14 protein-coding genes are annotated in these 18,604 nt (G+C 68.1%); 7 read left to right on the top strand and 7 right to left on the bottom strand.

Going from position 1 to position 18,604, the window contains the following annotated elements; genetic code table 11:
- The first annotated feature begins 80 nt into the window (after positions 1-80).
- Positions 81-2,630: an FG-GAP-like repeat-containing protein gene (locus O5I81_RS02530; RefSeq protein WP_271067369.1), complete on the top strand. Its 2,550-nt coding sequence runs from the start codon at positions 81-83 to the stop codon at positions 2,628-2,630.
- 75 nt (positions 2,631-2,705) lie between these two features.
- On the opposite strand, the gene O5I81_RS02525 is transcribed toward O5I81_RS02530, so the two are convergent.
- The 4 genes from O5I81_RS02525 to O5I81_RS02510 form a co-directional block, all read right to left on the bottom strand.
- The gene (locus O5I81_RS02525; RefSeq protein ID WP_271067368.1) at positions 2,706-4,097 is read right to left on the bottom strand and encodes a calcium-binding protein; all 1,392 of its coding nucleotides are present in this window, start codon (positions 4,095-4,097) and stop codon (positions 2,706-2,708) included.
- 148 nt (positions 4,098-4,245) lie between these two features.
- Positions 4,246-5,637, bottom strand: coding sequence for a calcium-binding protein (locus O5I81_RS02520; RefSeq protein WP_271067367.1), 1,392 nt, complete (start codon positions 5,635-5,637; stop codon positions 4,246-4,248).
- Positions 5,638-5,744: 107 nt separating this feature from the next.
- Positions 5,745-6,533: an enoyl-CoA hydratase-related protein gene (locus O5I81_RS02515; protein ID WP_271067366.1), complete on the bottom strand. Its 789-nt coding sequence runs from the start codon at positions 6,531-6,533 to the stop codon at positions 5,745-5,747.
- Between the two features lie 188 nt (positions 6,534-6,721).
- On the bottom strand, positions 6,722-7,765 hold the full coding sequence (locus tag O5I81_RS02510; protein ID WP_271067365.1) for a ribonucleotide-diphosphate reductase subunit beta: 1,044 nt from the start codon (positions 7,763-7,765) through the stop codon (positions 6,722-6,724).
- A 134-nt stretch (positions 7,766-7,899) separates the two neighbouring features.
- Here O5I81_RS02510 and O5I81_RS02505 point away from each other — a divergent pair, with 134 nt between their 5' ends.
- From O5I81_RS02505 to O5I81_RS02495, 3 genes are all read left to right on the top strand, one after another.
- Positions 7,900-8,568, top strand: a complete 669-nt coding sequence (locus O5I81_RS02505; RefSeq protein ID WP_271067364.1) for a glutathione S-transferase family protein — start codon at positions 7,900-7,902, stop codon at positions 8,566-8,568.
- Positions 8,569-8,869: 301 nt separating this feature from the next.
- Positions 8,870-9,880, top strand: a complete 1,011-nt coding sequence (locus O5I81_RS02500; protein ID WP_271067363.1) for a flagellar hook-length control protein FliK — start codon at positions 8,870-8,872, stop codon at positions 9,878-9,880.
- Positions 9,877-10,167: an EscU/YscU/HrcU family type III secretion system export apparatus switch protein gene (locus O5I81_RS02495; RefSeq protein WP_271067362.1), complete on the top strand. Its 291-nt coding sequence runs from the start codon at positions 9,877-9,879 to the stop codon at positions 10,165-10,167. Before O5I81_RS02500 ends, O5I81_RS02495 begins: the two co-directional genes overlap by 4 nt.
- Before the next feature lie 109 nt (positions 10,168-10,276).
- Here the strand turns inward: O5I81_RS02495 and O5I81_RS02490 are convergent, their stop codons facing one another.
- Both O5I81_RS02490 and O5I81_RS02485 read right to left on the bottom strand, forming a co-directional pair.
- Positions 10,277-11,293 carry a DUF6607 family protein gene (locus O5I81_RS02490; RefSeq protein ID WP_271067361.1) on the bottom strand — a complete coding sequence of 339 codons (1,017 nt, stop codon included), beginning with the start codon at positions 11,291-11,293 and terminating at the stop codon, positions 10,277-10,279.
- A 23-nt stretch (positions 11,294-11,316) separates the two neighbouring features.
- Positions 11,317-13,500, bottom strand: coding sequence for a TonB-dependent hemoglobin/transferrin/lactoferrin family receptor (locus tag O5I81_RS02485; RefSeq protein WP_271067360.1), 2,184 nt, complete (start codon positions 13,498-13,500; stop codon positions 11,317-11,319).
- 178 nt (positions 13,501-13,678) lie between these two features.
- Between O5I81_RS02485 and O5I81_RS02480 the strand changes: the two genes are divergently transcribed.
- Positions 13,679-14,347, top strand: coding sequence for a hemolysin III family protein (locus O5I81_RS02480; RefSeq protein WP_271067359.1), 669 nt, complete (start codon positions 13,679-13,681; stop codon positions 14,345-14,347).
- A gap of 176 nt (positions 14,348-14,523) precedes the next feature.
- Entirely contained in the window at positions 14,524-15,720 is a 1,197-nt protein-coding gene (locus O5I81_RS02475) for a hypothetical protein (RefSeq protein WP_271067358.1), read from the top strand.
- 12 nt (positions 15,721-15,732) lie between these two features.
- Here O5I81_RS02475 and O5I81_RS02470 read toward each other — a convergent pair whose 3' ends face one another.
- The gene (locus O5I81_RS02470) at positions 15,733-17,121 is read right to left on the bottom strand and encodes a type IV secretory system conjugative DNA transfer family protein (protein WP_271067357.1); all 1,389 of its coding nucleotides are present in this window, start codon (positions 17,119-17,121) and stop codon (positions 15,733-15,735) included.
- Positions 17,122-17,317: 196 nt separating this feature from the next.
- Between O5I81_RS02470 and O5I81_RS02465 the strand changes: the two genes are divergently transcribed.
- Entirely contained in the window at positions 17,318-18,604 is a 1,287-nt protein-coding gene (locus O5I81_RS02465; protein WP_271067356.1) for an adenylosuccinate synthase, read from the top strand.

The following is an 18,604-nucleotide window of genomic DNA, read 5'->3' as shown; positions in this document are numbered from 1 at the left end:
GGCGTCGCCCATGAAAATCACCCCCACTCAATTCGGGTATGGCCTGGGGCCATGCCTGTCGTCTGTATTGGGGGTAGCGCATGCCGGTCTTGGCCAATCTCGAAGCTGAACTGGACCTTGTCGAAGGCGATCCGGCCGTCCTGATCGATGGCGACGTCGACGTCTCCGACAGCGAACAGGACTGGGACGGCGGCACGCTGACCGTCACCGGCCTGGCGCCGGGCGACGTCCTCGGCCTGCTGGACGGCGGCCAGATCACCCTCAGCGGGTCGGACATCCTGGTCGGCGGCCAGACGGTCGGGACCTTCAGCTTCGAGGCCGACGGCAGCCTTAGGGTCGTCTTCACCGCCGACGCCGACAACGCGGCGGTCGAGGCGGTGGTCGAGTCCGTCACCTTCCAGTCGACCGGCGACAATCCCGTCAACTACCGAAACCTCCAGGTCACCCTGACCGACGCCGCCGGCGACATCAGCTCCGTCGGCGAGGCGCTGCTCCCCCCGGCGGGCGATCCGCTGCACGGGGTCAGCTTCGACGAAACCGCTCACGGCGCCGTCGGCGACATCGACAACGATGGCGACGTGGACATCCTGCTGTCCGCTTACGGCGACGGCTACCACCTGCTGCGCAACGACGGCACGGCCAGCGCCCCGGACTTCACCCATGACGACGCCGCGCTGAGCCTCTCCGGTTCGCTCGACAACCCCGCCGGCATGACCCTGTTCGACATCGACGGCGACGGCTTCCTGGACCTCATCGTCGGCCGCTACAGCGACGGCGCCGGCGGCTTCATCCAGACCTTCAAGGGCGACGGCGCCTTCGGCTTCACCGAGCTGACCGGCGCGGCCAATCCGTTCGACGGCATCAGCACCTACGCCTTCGCGGCGCCCGGCCTGGCGGATGTCGATGGCGACGGCTTCATCGACCTGGTGGTGGCGCGCGGCGGCGGACGCTTCGACTACTTCGAGGGCACGGCCGGCGGCTTCGTCAAGCTGACCGGCGCGGCCAATCCGCTGGACAGCTTCCACAGCTATGGCGGCGGCGGCTCGGTGACCTTCGCCGACATCGACGGCGACGGCGACCTGGACTTCGCCAGCGGCGGCGGCGAAGACGCGATCAACGTGTTCATTAACACCAGCACCGTCGGGGGCCCGTCCTTCACGAGGACCCTCACCGTCTACAACGACAGCTTCGACATGGGCGTCTATCCGCTGTGGGTCGATATCGACAACGACGGCGACATCGACCAGGTCCAGACCACGCAGCACGGTGAGGTCGGCCTGCTCCTGCTCGGCCCGGCCTCGCCCAGCATCGACGTCTATGTCGATGGCGTCGACGATGCCACGACGACGGTGGACGACAGCCGCACCGTGGACGCCAGCGGTCCGATCAGCGGCAACCTGCTGAGCAACGACATCGACCCCGACAGCGACCCGGAGATCTCCTCCGCCGAGGTCGACGGCGAGCCCGTTGTCATCGGCGAGGTGACCGTTTTCCCCGACGGGACGCGACTGACGATCAACTACGACGGCAGCTACCTGCTGGAACCGGGCAGCGAGGCGCGCAACCTGGGCGCCCCGGGCTCGGGCGCGACCAACACCAGCCTGAGCTTCACCCTCGCCTATGTCCTGGCCACCGGCGAGACAGGCGGCGGGACCCTGACCATCAACGGCGTCGACGACAAGGACTCCCTGCTCGGTACGGCCGGCGACGACGCCATCAACGCCGGGGTCGGCAACGACACGATCCATGGTTTCGGCGGCGGCGATACCCTGCACGGCGACGACGGCAACGACTCGCTCTGGGGCGGCGACGACGGCGACCTGCTCCATGGGGACGCCGGGGCCGACAAGCTGTACGGCGAGGCGAACAACGACGTCCTGCACGGCGGGGTCGGGGCCGACTATCTCTACGGCGGCGACGGCCTCGACAACCTGATCGGCGGCGACGACAACGACTACCTCGACGGCGGCGCCGGCGGCGACCTCATGGCCGGGGGGCTGGGCAACGACGTCTACATCTACGACGACTTCAGCGACTTCGTCACAGAGGCGGCGAACGAGGGCTACGACATCGTCCGCAGCTTCCGGAACTACATCGCCGACGACAATATCGAGGCGGTCCAGGCGCAGGGGACGGCCGATCTGGTCATCAACGGCAACAGCCTCGCCAACAACCTGCAGGGCAACATCGGAAACAATGTGCTGGCCGGCCAGGAGGGTGTCGATACCCTCAACGGCAACGACGGCGACGACATCATTATCGGCGGGGTCGGCAACGACCTGCTGCGTGGCGGCACGGGCGCCGATCGCTTCGTCGTCTACCAGGAGAGTGTTTCGAACACCGTCCTGGAAACCGATCAGGTCTATGATTTCAGCGCCGCCGAAGGCGACCGCATCGACCTGATGAGCATCGACGCCAACACGCGGCTCGACGGCGACCAGGGCTTCCGTTTGGTCAGCGCCTTCAGCAAGTATGACGCGGCCCATCCGGAGCTGACCGGCCAGATGACCCTGACTTTCGCCGGCGGCGTCACCACCGTGCGGCTGGACGTCAATGGCGACGCCAGGGTCGATTACCAGATCAAGATCAACGGCGATGTCACCGGCGAGTCCGGCGACTGGCTGCTGTAAGGGCCTGCGCGGGGGCGACGAAAAAGGGCGGGACCGCGAGGTCCCGCCCTTTGACGTTTCGCCGCTCGCTGGCGGCTAGAGGAGCCAGCCGCTGCTGACGTTGCCGTTGGCGACCAGCGCCATGTCGGCCGAGCCGTCACCATCGGTGTCGAAGCGGAAGATGGTCCGGTTGACGCCGCCGTCGAAGGTGCGGGTCATCTGACCGGCGGTGTTGCTGAAGGCGCCCACGAGGGTGAAGGCCTGGTTGCCCGCGAGGCCGACGTTGGCGTCGATGTTGGAGAAGTCCAGGCGATCGCCCTGGGCGGCCTTGAAGTCGGTGACCACGTCGGTCTGCGTCAGGTCGGCCACCAGGTCGCCGTTGTAGAACACGAAGTAGTCGGCCCCGGCCCCGCCCGTCAAGGTGTCCTTGCCCAGGCCGCCGATCAGCTGGTCGTTGCCGGCCTCGCCCTGGATCACGTCGTTGCCGGCCCGGCCATAGACGAAGTCGTTGCCGGCGCCGCCCTTGACCGTGTCATTGCCGGCCGCGCCGTCGATAGTGTCGTTGCCGTCACCGCCGTAGATGGTGTCGTTCTCGTCGCCGGCGACGATGTAGTCGTCGCCGTCGCCGCCATCCAGGGTGTCCAGACCGCCGCCGCCGACCAGGACGTCATCGCCGGCTTCGCCGTAGAGCTTGTCGTTGCCGAGACCGCCCTGCAGGCTGTCGTTCTCCGTGCCGCCGTACAGCATGTCGCTGCCGTCGCCGCCGGTCAGGTTGTCGACGCCCGCGCCGCCATAGAGGAAGTCGTTGCCGGCGTCGCCATAGAGGACGTCATTGCCGGCGTCGCCGTTGAGGGTGTCGGTGCTGTCGCCGCCGTAGAGGAAGTCGTTGTCGTCGCCGCCGTTCAGCGTATCGACGCCCGCGCCGCCCTGAATACGGTCGATGCCGATGCCGCCGGACAGGATGTCGTCGCGGCCGGTGCCGGTGATGGTGTCGTCACCGCCCAGGCCATCGATGGTGATGCCGCTGTTGCTGGTGCCGCTGACGCTCAGCGAGCTGAAGTCGAGCTTGTTGTTGCCGCCGGTGCCGTTGACCGTGCCGCCGCCGCCCGAGGTCAGGATCTCGAAGCCGCCGCCGGCGAAGAAGTCGAGGCTGACGTTGCCGGTGATGTTCAGCGTGTCCGTGCCGGCGCCGCCGGCCAGGCGGACCAGCAGTTCGCCGGCTCCGGAGGTGATATTGACGTAGTCGTCGCCGTCGCCGCCGTCGATGTCGTCGGCGCCCGAGCTGTTGATGGTGTCGGCGCCCGCGCCGCCGCTGAGCCGGTTGGCCCCGGCCCCGCCGGTGATGACGTCGTCGCCGTCGCCGCCCTGGATGATGTCGGCGCCGTCGGCGCCGTCGAGGATGTCGTTACCCTCGTAGCCGAGGATCTTGTCGTCGCCCGCCCCGCCCGTGAGGGTGTCGTCGCCCGTCGTCCCGAAGAAATTCGCCATGTCTGTCCAACCTCAGATGCGCGCCCGTCGACGTCGCCTCAACGTGCCGGCCCGTTCGCGGGGACCGGCGCCGGCAACGCGGTCCCCCTGGGTGATTCGTGGCCTGATTTGCCCAGGACTTGCTAGTGCAAACAGGTTACGCGGAGGTCTACAAAATCCAGCCGCTGGCCACATTGCCGTTGGCGACAAGCGCGAGGTCGGCGACCCCGTTTCCGTCCACATCGAAACGGAAAACAGTGCGATTGACCCCGCCGTCATAGGTGCGGGTCATCTGTCCCGCGATGCCGGTGAAGGCGCCGACCAAGGTAAAGTCGTCGTTCTTGAGCGCCGTGCTGATGTCAGCGTCGATGTTCGAGAAGTCCAGGCGGTCGCCCTGAGCGGCCTTGAAATCGGTGACCACGTCGGTGCTGGCGACGTCGGCCACAAGGTCGCCGGCGTAGAAGACGAACATGTCGGCGCCATTGCCCCCGGTCAGGGTGTCCTTGCCCGCCCCGCCGATCAGGAAGTCGTCGCCGGCCTCGCCCTGGATGACGTCATTGCCGGCCCGGCCGTAGACATAGTCGTTGCCCGACCCGCCCTTGACGGTGTCATTGCCGCCCGCGCCGTCGATGCGGTCATTGCCCGCGCCGCCGTAGATCGTATCGTTCTCGTCGCCGGCGGTGATGTAGTCGTCGCCATTGCCGCCATCGAGGGTGTCGAGACCGCCGCCGCCGATGAGGACATCGTTGCCCTCCTCGCCGTAGAGCTTGTCGTTGCCCAGGCCGCCGATCAGGGTGTCGTCGCCATCGTAGCCGTAGAGGATGTCGGCCCCGTCCCCGCCATCGATGGTGTCGTTGCCGAGCCAGCCATCGATGCTGTCGTTGCCGGCGTCGCCGTAGAGCTTGTCATTGCCGTCGCCGCCGTCGATGTCGTCGACGCCATCGCCGCCGCGGATCAGGTCGATGCCGTCGCCGCCCTCGATGATGTCCTGGCCAGCGCCGCCGTAGAGCAGGTCGTCGCCCTCGCCGCCCAGCAGCCAGTCGTCCTGAATGGTGCCGGTGATCCGGTCATTGCCTTCCAGGCCATCGACATAGACGCCGAAATTGAAGGTCTGGTAGGGAACCACGACACTGAAATCGAGGGTGTTGGCGCCGGCGTTGCCGTAGATCAGCCCCGCGCTGGCGATGCGTTCGAAGCCGTTGCCGGCCGCGAAGCTGTTCAGCTCGACCGCCCCGGAGGCGATGATCAGGATATCCGTTCCCGCGCCGCCTTTGAGCAGCACAGGCGTCCCGCCCAGCAGGACGATGGCGTCGTCGCCGTCGCCGCCATCCAGCTTGTCGAAGCCGCAGCCGCAGGAGACCAGGGTGTCGTTGCCGGCCCCGCCCAGCAAGGTGTCGTCGCCGCCCTCGCCCTCAAGATAGTCGTCGCCGTCTCCGCCACTGATGTAGTCGTTGCCGTCGTCGCCGTAAATTTCGTCGGCGCCGCCATTGCCGTAGATCTTGTCGTCGCCCGCCGTGCCTTCCAGGAGGTCGTCGTCGCCGCCGCCGATGATCGCGCCCATCTCGAAAGCTCCCCTGAACCCTGACCGTGCGACGGAACTTTACCCCGAAATTGGGCATGGTGTTAACCAAATGTGAACCGCGTTCGCCGCCGGGCGCCCGGATTGTGTCAGCCGCCGGTAAAGCGGGCAGGACGCTTCTCGTTGAAGGCGGCGACGCCCTCGCGCCGGTCGCTGGTCGGGATGGTGCGGTTGTAGGCCTCGACCTCGATGGCCAGGCCGGTCTTGAGGTCGGTCTCGATACCCAGGGTCATGGCCCGCTTGGCCTGGCGCACGGCGATCGGCCCGCCGGCGGCGATGGCGGCGGCGATGGCCAGAACGCCCTCCATCAGCCCGGCCGCCGGCCAGACGGCGTTGACCATGCCCCAGTGTTCCGCTTCGGCGGCGCTGAACGGCCGGCCGGTGAGGATCAGCTCCTTGGCCCGCCGCACGCCGACGGCGCGGGGCAGGTTCTGGGTGCCGCCACAGCCGGGGATGATGCCCAGCCGCGTCTCGGTCAGGGCGAATCGGGCGGTTTCGGCCGCATGGATGAAGTCACAGGCCAGGGCGAACTCCGCCCCGCCGCCGAAGGCCGAGCCGTTGACGGCGGCGATGACCGGGATGGGGCAGTCCATCAGCGCATAGAAGGCCTGTTCGAACAGCACATGCTGCGCGGTCCAGGCCGCGTCGGTCATGCCGTTGCGCTCCTTCAGGTCGCCGCCGGCGCAGAAGGCCTGCTCGCCGGCCCCGGTCAGGATGATGCAGCGGTGGTCGGCCGGATCGAGGATCAGGGCCTGGAACAGGCTGAGCACGTCCCGCGCCATCCGGGTGTTGAGGGCGTTGCGCACCTCGGGGCGATTGAAGGTCACCCGCAGGATGTGGGGCGCGGGGGTGTCGAGGAGGAGGGTTTCGTAGGTCATCTCAAATCATCCCTCCCCGAATGGGGAGGGTGCCCCGGAGGGGCGGGTGGGGCAGTGGGTAACCGCCATCCGCCGGTTGTACGTCTCAGTGCGAACTCATGGACGCTGGCGACCCACTTCCCCACCCGACGCGCGTAACCGCGCGTCTGCCCTCCCCATTCGGGGAGGGAGGTCACGCCGCCAGCCCCCTAGTCGATCGGAAGCAGGTTCTCGTGGCGCTTGGCCATCAGGTTGTCGAACTGGCCCCAGACGCCTTCCGCCCCATGCCACTGGCCCTTGGTCGCCGCCTTCGAATATTCCGTCGAGCGGGCCTCGAAGAAGTTGGCGTGTTCGACGCCGCTGAGCATCGATTGCAGCCAGGGCAGCGGGTTTTCCTTCACCCCGTAGATCTCCGGCAGCTTCAGCTGGCGCAGGCGCCAGTCGGCGATGAAGCGGATGTAGGCCTTGATGTCTTCCGGCGTCATGCCCTGCACCTCGCCGGCCTCGAAGGCCAGGTCGATGAAGCGGTCTTCCAGCCCGACCACGGTCTCGCAGCAGGCGACGATGTCATCGGCCACGGCCTTGGTCACCACGCCGGTCTCGGCGTTGAAGGCGTGGTAGAGCTTGATGATGCCTTCGCAGTGCAGGCTCTCGTCGCGCACCGACCAGCTGACGATCTGGCCCATGCCCTTCATCTTGTTGAAGCGCGGGAAGTTCATCAGCATGGCGAAGCTGGCGAACAGCTGCAGGCCCTCGGTGAAGCCGCCGAACATGGCCAGGGTGCGGGCGATGTCGGCGTTCGTCTCGACGCCGAACTGCTGCATGTAGTCATGCTTGGCCCGCATGGCCTCGAATTCCATGAAGGCGCCGAACTCGCTCTCCGGCATGCCGATGGTTTCCAGCAGCAGGGCGTAGGCGGCGATGTGGATGGTCTCCATGTTGGCGAAACTGGAGAGCATCATCTTCACTTCGGTCGGTTTGAACACCCGGCCGTATTTTTCCATGTAGTTGTCGGCGACCTCGATGTCGCCCTGCGTGAAGAAGCGGAAGATCTGCGTCAGCAGATTGCGCTCCTTGTCGTTCAGCTTGGCCGCCCAGTCCTTGCAATCCTCGCCCAGCGGCACCTCTTCGGGCATCCAGTGGACCTGCTGCTGCTTCTTCCACATGTCGTAGGCCCACGGATAGCGGAAGGGCTTGTAGGCGGCGGACGCCGTCAGAAGGCCAGGCGTTTGCGGGGTGATCAGGGTGGCCATCAAGAAAACTCCGGGGGGCGCGGGCAGGAATCGGCGGACATGCGTTAGAGTCTGTAGCGTACGGACGCGGACGTCCGTTGGCTACTACATCTGGTGTGATGGAACGTCGCAATTCACAAGATAGAGTTACCGCTGTGGATAAATCCCTGACTGTCTTTGGCGCCGCCGGATCAGGCAGTGTGCCCGTCGAAGCGGCGCTGACCCTGCTGGGCCTGCCCTTTGAGGTGGTCGAGGCGCCGGCCTGGGAGCAGGACGCCACGGTGCAGGCGACCATCGCCGCGGTCAATCCGATGCGCCAGATCCCGGCCCTGGTTTTACCCGGCGGCGAGATCATGACCGAGAGCGCCGCCATCCTTACCTGGCTGGCCGACAGCCATCCGGACAGCGGTCTGGCCCCGGGCCCGGCCGATCCGAAGCGGCCCGCCTTCCTGCGCTGGATGAGCTTCGTCTCGGCCTCGATCTATTCCCACTACTGGCTGCGCGACGATCCCTCGCGGCTGGCGGAGACGCAAGAGGCGCAGGACTATCTGTTGCGCCGCTCGACCCAGCGGATCGCCGACTGCTGGGCGATGATGGACGCCCAGGTCGAGCCGGGGCGCTACATTCTCGGCGACACCCTGACGGTGCTGGACCTCTATGTGACGGTGGTCAGCCGGTTCCGGCCGAGGCGGCAGCGGTTCTACGCGGTGGCGCCGAAGCTGGCCGAGGTGGTGAAGCGGGTGGATGACCACCCCCGGCTGACGGCTTTCTGGGAAGCGCGCTATCCGTTCGACGCCGGTTGGGACGAGGCGTCGGAGGTCTGACCTTTTTCAGATACCGAAGGCGCTCAAGACTGGCGCCGCCGCCGTGAGAGGTCCCTTCTCCCCTTGTGGGAGAAGGTGGCCCGGAGGGCCGGATGAGGGGTCGATAGGTCTTCAAGCTGCGCAGGGGTGTTGACGACCTGCTGTGTCGAAGGCCGGTGAGCCCCCTCATCCGTCGGCTCCGCCGACACCTTCTCCCACGAGGGGAGAAGGGAGCCCAGCGATGAGCCCGAGGCCTGCCCCTTAAGCACCGCTTCACTCGACTGGAGGAGACTCCACCTATGGCCCCGCCGACCCTTTCGCGATGAGCGTCCAGCCGATCTCTCCGGCCGCCGCGGCGCTGCGGGCCCAGATCATCGGATCGGCGCAGGACGAACTGACGCCCGGCGTGGGCAAGGTGGCGCAGACCGGTCACCCGACGCCGGACACCGCCCGGACGGCGCATCCCGATCCCCTGCAGCGGGCCGTCGCCACCGCCCGCACCGAAGCGGCCGGACGGCAGGCCGGCCTCGCGCCGCTGTTCGCCGATCTGCACCAGGCCCTGGGCTCCCCGGCCTTGCCGCCGCAAGCCCGGGCCGCCATCGGCCGCCTGCTAGCCCTGCCGCTTGCGACCACCGCGCCGCTGACCGGAGACGCCGTCCGCCAGGCCGTGGCCCGGTCAGGCCTGTTCCTTGAAGCCCAGACGGCGCAGACGCCCGCTCCACCCGCGCCCGACTTGAAGGCGGCCCTGCTCGACCTGCGTCAGCTGCTGGCCGAGGCCCAGCCCGACGCGTCGCTGCACAGCCGCCCGGCCAGGACCCCGCCCCCGACCCGCGACGGTCCCCTGAGCGGCCAGCCGCCGGCCGCCGCCGCGCTGTCTCCCGACGCCGACCTCGCCACCCTCGCCCAGCGCCTCGGCGGCGACGTCGAACAGGCCCTGGCCCGCCATGTGCTGCACCAGCTGGCCTCCCTGCCGCAGCCCGGGACCAGCGCCTGGATGTTCGAACTGCCGCTGGCCACGCCGCAGGGAACCGCCATCGCCCAGTTCGAGATCGACCAGGAGGGCCATGCCGGAACCGCCGGCGAAACCGTCCAGACCTGGCGCGTCCGCTTCTCCCTCGACATCGAGCCGCTGGGGCCTGTGCATGTGCAGCTGGGGGCCGGCGGCGAGCGCGCGACGGTGATCGTCTGGGCCGAGCGCGAGGAGAGCCTCGAACGCCTGCGCGAGAAGGGCGACCAACTGGCCGGCGCCCTGCCGGCCGACGTCGTCTTCCACCCGGGCGCCCCCCGCCGCCCGCCACCGCCGGCCGGCCAGCTGATGGACCAGAGCCTGTGACCGGCCCGGTCAGACGCCCCCTGGCCGTGGCCCTGGCCTATGAGGCCCCGAGCGCCCCGCGCGTCGTCGCCGTCGGTCGCGGCGAGATCGGCCAGAAGATCATCGACACCGCCCGCGAGCACGGCGTGCCGCTGGAGAGCAACGCCCCGCTGGCCGAGGCCCTGTCGACCATCGCGCTGGACTCTGAAATCCCCGAGGAGCTGTACGAAGCCATCGCGGTGATCATCGGCTTCATCCTGCGGGCGGCGAGCGAGGCCGCGCCGAAGCCGGCGATCACCTTGAGGTAGGGGGGACTGGATCGCCGCGCGGGAAATTGGGGACACGCACCATTTTCGGCTCAAGCCGAGGACGTGTCGCCGACGGGGGGCGAAAATGGTGCGTGTCCCCAATTTCTTCCTATTTCGCCGCCACCGCCGGGCCGACCTTTTCCATGATCACCCTGGCAGCCTCGACCTTGGCCGCCGCCGGGTCGATCTTGCCTTCGACGACCTCGTCGGCCAGGCCCATCAGGCGCGGGCCGGTGACCGAGCCGTTCTCGGGCTCCTCGGCGACGGTGACGCCGCGGCCCTTGAGGATGGCCAGGTCCCAGTCGGCGCGGACCTGGGCCCAGTAGTCCTGGGTCGCGCTCCAGTAGTCGTCGGCGGCCTTGATATTGTAGGCGTTTTCCTTGCGGTAGGTGTTGAGCACCACCTCATGGACGTAGGTGACGGGAACGCCATCCTTCAGGCCGACCTTGGCGTTGTCCTGCTCATGCACCCAGCCGTTCGGCGTCAGGGCATGGCGGTTGGTGCCGACATACCAGCCGTAGACGGGCTTGCGCACCGCGTCGCGGCGGGCCAGCGGGCGGCGGGTCGGCTCGCTCATCCAACGCGAGACGCCATCATCATAGGCCCACCTGCCGACGCCGCCGTAGCGGGGGGAATCGTCGGTCTGCCAGACGGTCTGCGACCAGGCGCCCTGGCGCTTGTCGGCGGCGACGTCGGCCAGCACCCAGCGGCCGGATCCGTCGTAGGTCAGAACCGAGGTCGGCTCATAAATCCAGTCCTGGCGCCAGTGCTTGATGACGACGGTCTTGTCCTTATCGCTGTCCTCGCTCTCCGGCATGGTGACGACCAGCAGGTGCTGCAGGACGATCCTCGTGCCGGTGTCCTCGATCACCCGCACCGACTCGAAGCCGCCGCTGCGCTTGGGATCGATCGGCTGGTAGCCGGGGACGAAGGCGACGGTCTCGCGGAAGTCGAAGGTGACGCGGTAGTCGCCGGCCATGGCCAGGATAGAGGCGCGGTCCTGTTCGAACCGGGCCCTGGCCTCGGCGCTGACGGGAGCCGGCGCCGGCTTGGGCGCGGCCAGCGAGGGCGCCGCGACGGAGAGGGCGAGAACGGCCGTCAAGGCGGCGAGCGTGGTCTTCAGCATGATGGTCCTCCTCCTCGGATCGATCAGTAGCGCAGCGTCAGCGAGACGCCGTAGTTGCGGCCCGGCGGGGTGTAGGCGTCCTTGACCAGGGATGTGCTGGCGACGCCGCGCACGTCGCTCCAGTTCCAGTATTTCTCGTCGGTCAGGTTGAAGACGCCGGCGCGGATCACCGCCACGTCGCCGATGGCCACCCAACCGGTGAGATCGGCGGTGGTGTACTGGCCGGGGATGAAGCAGCTGGGGCTGCAGGTGACGCCGGCCTTGTCCTCGTCCTTGCCGGCCCCGTGGGTCAGGTTGAACTGGCCGCCGAAGCGGCCGCCCGCCTCGCGCCAGGTCAGGCCGGCGACGACCTTGAACGGCTCGATACTGGCCAGCGGGGTGGCGGCCCCGCCGCTCGAACCCTCGCCCTCGGCCCAGGCCGCGGCCAGGTTGGCGCTGAAGCCGGCGCCCAGGTCGGCCCGGCCGGTGACCTCCCAGCCGCTGATCTCGACGCTGCCGATGTTGACGTACTGGAAGACGCCCAGATCGCCGGGGGTGAAGCTGCCGCCGACCTGGGCCTGTTCGATGAAGTCCTCGTAGTCGCCGGTGAAGGCGGTGAAGCCCAGGAAGACGCGGTCGTTCGACCAGCGCAACCCGGCCTCGAAGGTGCGGCTGGTTTCCGGCTTCAGGTCGGGGTTGGGGATGGAGGTGTAGAGCGAGCCCAGGTTGACGAAGCTGTTGTTGACCTGTGACGGGGCCGGGGCCTTGAAGCCCTCGGCGTAGTTTCCATAGAGGCTCCAGCCGGCCCCGAGCTTCCAGACGGCGCCGAACTTCGGCGACAGGTGGCTGTCGCTCTGGCTGGCCCCGACGAAGCCGGCGGGAAGGCTGGCGTCGTTCTTCGGCTCGAGGTCGTAGTAGTCGGCGCGCAGGGCCGGGAAGAGGGTCACCCTGCCGTCCAGCAGGACGATCTCGTCCTGGATGTAGACGCCGGCCAGGGTGTAGTCGGTGACCGGGAAGGCGCGGGTCGGGAAGGTCTCGCCGAACGGCGGCACGGTGCCGTCGCGGATGCCTTCCTGGGTGGTGAAGGAGACGTCGGCGCCATAGGTCAGCCGATGCGCGCCGAAGCTCGAATGGGCCTCGGCGCTGAGGCCCCAGACTTCGTTGTCGAAGGTGTTGAGGCGGGTGCGGTCGGCGGCCGGATCGCGGTCCTCGGCGGTGAACTGCTCGGTCGTCGCGTTCTGCCAGTAGGCGGCGACGAAGGCCGAGGAGACCAGGCCCTCGCCCGTGTAGCGCCAGTCAAAGGCGACCCGGTCGCGGGTGGTGGTGTCGTCGCCATCGAGGTCGAGGACGCTGGCGCTGCGGCCGCTGAGCACCTCGGTGATGACCTCGCGTTCATAGGTCTCGGCGGTCAGGCGGAAGCTGTGGCGGTCGTTCGGCGCGAAGGTGACCTTGGCCAGCAGGGCGTCGCTCTCGATGCTGGTCGGGTTGGCGGTGTCGCGCAGCGCGCCGCTGACGTTGTTGGAGCCTTGGGTCTCGGTTTCCGAAGCCTCGCGGTGATTGTAGGCCAGCATCAGGCCCCAGTCGCCGAACTGGCCGGCCCCGACGACGCCGGTGGAGAGGCCCTCGTCGGCCGAGCTGTGCTGGGCCGTGCCCTGGACCGCGAAGCCGCGCCCGGCCCGCAGGAAGTCGTCCGGGTCCTTGGTCGTGAAGCTGACCACGCCGGCGACGCCGTCGCTGCCGTAGAGGGCGCTGCCCGGGCCGCGCAGGATCTCGACCCGCTTCATCAGGGACAGGTCGCTGAAGTCGCCGCGCCCGACATTCTGGGCCCCGAAGCTGAAGGCGTCCGGCGTGCGCACGCCATCGACCAGGATCAGCACCCGGTTGCCTTCCAGGCCGCGGATATTGAAGCCGCTGTTGCCGTCGCGGCCGCCCGTGCCCAGAGCCGCGCCGAAGCGGGCCGGACTGGTGCGGACGACGACGCCGGGCTCGTAGCGGACCAGGTCCTTGATGTCGGTGGCTAGCCAATCCTCGATCTGGCCGGCGGTGATCACGCTGACCGAGGCTGGCGTCTCGTCGGCCGCCTTCTCGGTCCGGGTGGCGACGACGCTGACCGGCGAGACCTCGGTGACGGCGGCGGCCTCTTCACCCTCGGCGCCGAAGGCGGGGGCGGCCACGGCGATGGCGAGCAAGGAAACGGCCAGGGCCGACCGGCGGAAATTCTTGTGCATGGGACGCCCCCTCGGCGCTGATCATTAGTGCGAATGACTCGCATAAGCGAGTGAGGGTGGTAGCGCCGGTGAAACAGGGGGTCAAGTTAGTTCATAATGATTCTCATGCGCATATTCTTGGTTGCGAGATCCGAACCGTTGCATTGACCCAGGCGGCGGATTTCGCTTCCTTCCGACCATGACCGCCGAGCCCTTCCACGACGCCGACCACTACCCCAGCGCCAGCGCCCGGGCGGCGGACAAGTGGGTGCATATCGTCGGGCTGATCCTGGCCATCGCCGGCGGCGGCGCCCTGTTCGGTCTGTCGATCGGGTTCGGCACGGTGGGGCAGGTGTTCGCGGTGGCGGTCTATGCCCTCTGCCTGGCGCTGATGTTGAGCTTTTCCATCGCCTACAACATGGCCCGGCCGGAGCATCGGCCGTTCCTGCGGCGGCTGGACCATGCCGGCATCTTCCTGATGATCGCCGGCAGCTACACCCCCTTCACCACCCAGAGCCTGACCGGGGCCTGGTCGATCGGCATGACGGTGGCGGTTTGGACCCTGGCCCTGGGCGGGGTGGCGGGGAAGCTGTTCCTGCCCGGTCTCGGCAAGGGCTTCTGGGTGGCGCTGTACCTGGCCCTGGGCTGGATCGTCATCGTCGCCATCGGGCCGATGGTGTCGGCGGTGTCGCTGGCCGGGATGATCCTGCTGGCCATCGGCGGCCTGGTCTATTCGGCAGGGGTCATCTTCTATGTGCGCAAGAGCCTGCACTACCGCCGGGCCATCTGGCACAGCTTCGTGCTGGCCGGAGCCGGGGTGCAGTATGCGGCGATCATGACCGGGGTGGTCCTGTTCAACCGGGCGTGATGCCGGCGCCGGTTGCGCGCCAAGAGAACATGGTTACGCCGACACCAACTCTTGGTTAATGTCGCTCGGGGACGTCCGGACGGACCGTTTCCGGGGCGAAGGGGGGCAGGATGGCGGGGCGGGCGTCGACGGACGGCAAGGGAACCACGATCTGGTTTCTGAATTTCAGGCTCATCGTGCTGGTTCTGCTCCTGGCGGCCATCGCCCTGGCAATCGGCGCGGCGGTGCTGGGCATCAAGCCGGGGCCGACCGGCGGCGGCGTCCTGACCAAGGTCCTGCGCAACGAAAACCTGGTGGCCGGCATCCTGGCCTCGCTGGTGGCCTTCCTGTTCCTCGACCGGTTCCGCGACTACAGCCAGTCGATCGCCAAGCTGCGAGAGGAATTCGCCCAGGTCATTCCCGACGTCATCGAGACCTCCAAGGGTCTGTCGGAATCCAGCGCCAAGCTGGCCGAGCAGCGGCTCAAGGAGGTGATGCAGAACGTCAATACGCTGGAGGAAAAGTATCCCTGGCTGGCCGAACTGGACCAGAACAACATCCAGCCCGAGAATCGCCACGCCCGACTGCTGTTCTTTACCGGCAAGAAGTTCTGCGACGACGGCAAGCGGGAGATCGCTCACTCCTTCCTTTACGCCAAGTCCCTCGAGGACGACGGCCTGCATGGGTCGCTGGCCGACCTGTCGCTGTTGAGCGCTTTCGCCCGCTATGAACTGGACGACGACTACCTCGCCTACGACCTGCTGCGGAACCACAACAGCACCGAGACCCTCGGCTCCAGCCTGATCGCGCCGGGGCTCATCCTCGACGCCGCCCTGCTGCGCCGGCCCGGCGACGTGATCGCCCTGGGGGCAACCCTGAGCCGGGTGGTCAAGGGCCTGATCGGGCCCTACTGGCTCGAGCGGGTTATGCAGAGCGTCGGCCTGTCAGGCGGCCGCCGCCACCTGTGGCTGCGGCTCAGCCCCACTGTCCACTACGCCATCGCCTATGCCGAGGCCGCCGCCGGTCAGGTCAATCGCGCGGAAGCCGCCCTGGCCAGGGCCAGGGGCCTGATCGACGCCAAGCGGCCGGCGACCTGGCAGGGCATGGCGCTGAAGGCGCTGACCGAACACCAACTGGGCCGACACCCGGCCGCGCGCCAGTCGGCCGCGGCGGCCATCGCCTCGAGCGGCGGCGCCTTTGGTCCCCGCAAGACGCTGTTCCTGTTGCTGGTCAGTCTCGGCGAGATGCAGCAGGCGCTGGAGGTTCTGGGCGCGCCGGGGCCGACCGGCGCCCTGGCCACCTACGAGGAGCGCGCCGCCCAGAACTGGTCAGCCAAGGCCCATGCGGTGCTGGCCGCCAGCGCGCCTCAGTCGCTGGGCGGATTGGCCCTCTAGCCGGACCAGGCGTCAGATGACCACGACAAGCCCGTCGCTGACGGCGTCAATTCGGGCGTCGGGCGCGGGCTTGTGGAAGGCATGTGGATCGGCCCGGCCCGAGAACAGGGTATCCTTCAGGTAGTTGAGCTTGCGGGCAACCTGCGCGCCCTTGCGGCCCACCGCCAGGATCTGGCTGTCGCGGCTGATCGACAGGATCTGTTCCGGCTCGAAGTCGGGCACCACCTTGGCCAGGGCCTCGCCCTGCAACATGTAGGTATTGCCGAAAGTCTGGAAGACGCCGCAGTTGTTGACCATCGTCTGCCATTCGCCCTCGTACAGGGTCGCCAGCTGGCTGATGTCCTGAAAGAACATCCAGACCTGCAGGCCATAGCCGCGCATCAGGGTGACCGCCTTCTTGAGCACCGGCAGATGGCCGAGGTTGGCGCATTCGTCGAGCAGGGCCAGGGTCCGCATAGGACTCTTGGTCTTGCGGGCCAGGATGGCGTTGAGCAGCACATCGACCCACAGGCGCAGCAGGGCCGCATGGGACTCCAGCTTGCTGGAGGGGATGATGATGTAGATGGTCTGGGGCGCGCCGTCCCGGACCTGCCTCAGGTCGATGGTGGAGTTGTCGAGCGCCGCCTGGATGTTTTCGGCCAGCAGGGGGAACAGGTAGGCCCGGGCGGTCGCCAGGATGGAAGGACGCGTACCGCTTTCGGGCGCGTCCCAATAGCCGGTCAGGGAGGCGTGGGCGAAGGGCGTGATCCGTCCCTCGTTCAGGCGGACGGCGAGGGTGTAGTCGAATTCCTCGACGAACAGCAGTCTGATGACGTTGCGAAAACTCGCCGCGCGGCCTTCGTGCCGGGCTTCATTGAGTTCGATGTCGAACAGCGCCGACAGCAGCCCCTTGGCGGTCAGGTCCCAGAACGGCTCCTGGGCGCCGGTCTTGCCGGAGGACAGCACCTCGGCGATCCACTGGGCCTGAAGGCCCGTGTCCACCGCCCCCATGGTGGCCAGGTCGAGCGGATTGAGCCGGGCGCCCTGGAAGACTTCGTTCTCGACCGTGTGGGGGGTGTATTCCCCAAAGGGATCGAGGACCAATACCTCCTGGCCCAGCTGGCGGCGGTAGCGGGCAGTGACCTGGAAGTTCTCCCCCTTGGGATCGATGACGATCATCGGGCCGGGATAGCTCAGCAGGTTGGGGATGATGGCGCCGACCCCCTTGCCCGCCCCGGTCGGAGCCGCGGTGAGGAGGTGGGCGTCGTCATCGTAGGTGATCGGGATGAAATCGCTGGCCCGGTTCAGGCCCGGCATGGGCACGGCTGGCATGAGGCCGCGCCGCCTGGCGGAGCGGTTGGCCCGCGCCCCGTCCCGCCCGTCGTGGGCGTTGAACTCCCAACCCAGAAGCACCGATTCCATAGGCCACCCCTAACCCCTGGTGGTGGAGACTAACGCAAACACTGTGCGGAGTCCCGGCGTGGACTTTGCCGACCGGCCTTGCTACATCCCCGCCGCGCGTGGTGAAAACCACGCACCACAATCGATCCCCTTCAGCCCGCCGAGCCCCCGTCGAAGGGCCGGCTGAAGTCTCCTGGCGGGTGGAGGATCGTACCCAATGGCCAATGTCACCGTGGTCGGCGCCCAGTGGGGCGACGAGGGCAAGGGCAAGATCGTCGACTGGCTGTGCGACCGCGCCGAAGTGGTGGTGCGCTTCCAGGGCGGCCATAACGCCGGTCATACGCTGGTCATCGACGGCAAGGTCTACAAGCTGGCCCTGCTGCCGAGCGGCGTGGTGCAGGGCAAGCTGTCGGTCATCGGCAATGGCGTGGTGGTCGATCCCTGGCATCTGCTGGGCGAGATCGACGGCATCGCCAAACAGGGGGTGACGATCACGCCCGAGGTGCTGGTGCTGGCCGACAACGCCTGTTTGATCCTGCCGCTGCACCGCGACCTCGACCAGGCGCGGGAATCGGCCTCGACCCAGAAGATCGGCACGACCGGGCGCGGCATCGGGCCGGCCTATGAGGACAAGGTCGGACGGCGGGCGATCCGCGTCGCTGATCTCGCCGATCCCGAATCCCTGAAGCCGAAGATCGAGCGGCTGCTCAGCCACCACGGGCCGCTGCGCCGGGGCCTGGGCCTGCCGGAAGCCGATCCGGCGGCGATGTTCGACGAACTGCTGGCCCTGGCGCCGAAGCTGCTGCCCTACGCGCGGCCGGCCTGGAAGCTGCTCGACGAGATGCGGCGGGCCGGCAAGCGCATCCTGTTCGAGGGGGCGCAGGGGGCGCTGCTCGACGTCGACCACGGCACCTATCCGTTCGTCACCTCGTCCAACACCGTCGCCGGCCAGGCGGCGGCGGGCTCCGGCATGGGGCCGCAGGGGCCGGGCTATGTGCTGGGCATCGTCAAGGCCTACACCACCCGGGTCGGCGAAGGCCCGTTCGCCTGCGAGCTCAACGACGCGGTCGGCCAGCACCTGGCCACGGTCGGGCGCGAGGTCGGCACCAACACCGGCCGCGGTCGCCGCTGCGGCTGGTTCGACAGCGTGCTGGTCCGCCAGAGCGTGGCCATCAACGGCATCAACGGAATCGCCCTGACCAAGCTGGACGTGCTCGACGGGCTGGAGACGCTGAAGGTCTGCGTCGGCTACCGGCTGCATGGCCGGGAGATCGACTACCTGCCGGCCGGCCTGCGCGACCAGGCGGCGGTGGAGCCGATCTATGAGGAGCTGCCCGGCTGGAGCGAGAGCACCGCCGGGGCGCGCAGCTTCAGGGACCTGCCGGCCAACGCGGTCAAGTACGTCGGCCGCATCCAGGAACTGATCGGCGCCCCGGTGGCCCTGCTGTCGACGAGCCCCGAGCGGGATGACACCATCCTGCTGCGGGACCCGTTCCAGGACTAG

This window comes from Caulobacter sp. NIBR1757, from assembly GCF_027912495.1.
GTDB lineage: Bacteria > Pseudomonadota > Alphaproteobacteria > Caulobacterales > Caulobacteraceae > Caulobacter.
Note: the sequence above shows the minus strand (reverse complement) of the source record. Positions and strands in the feature narration are given on the sequence as shown.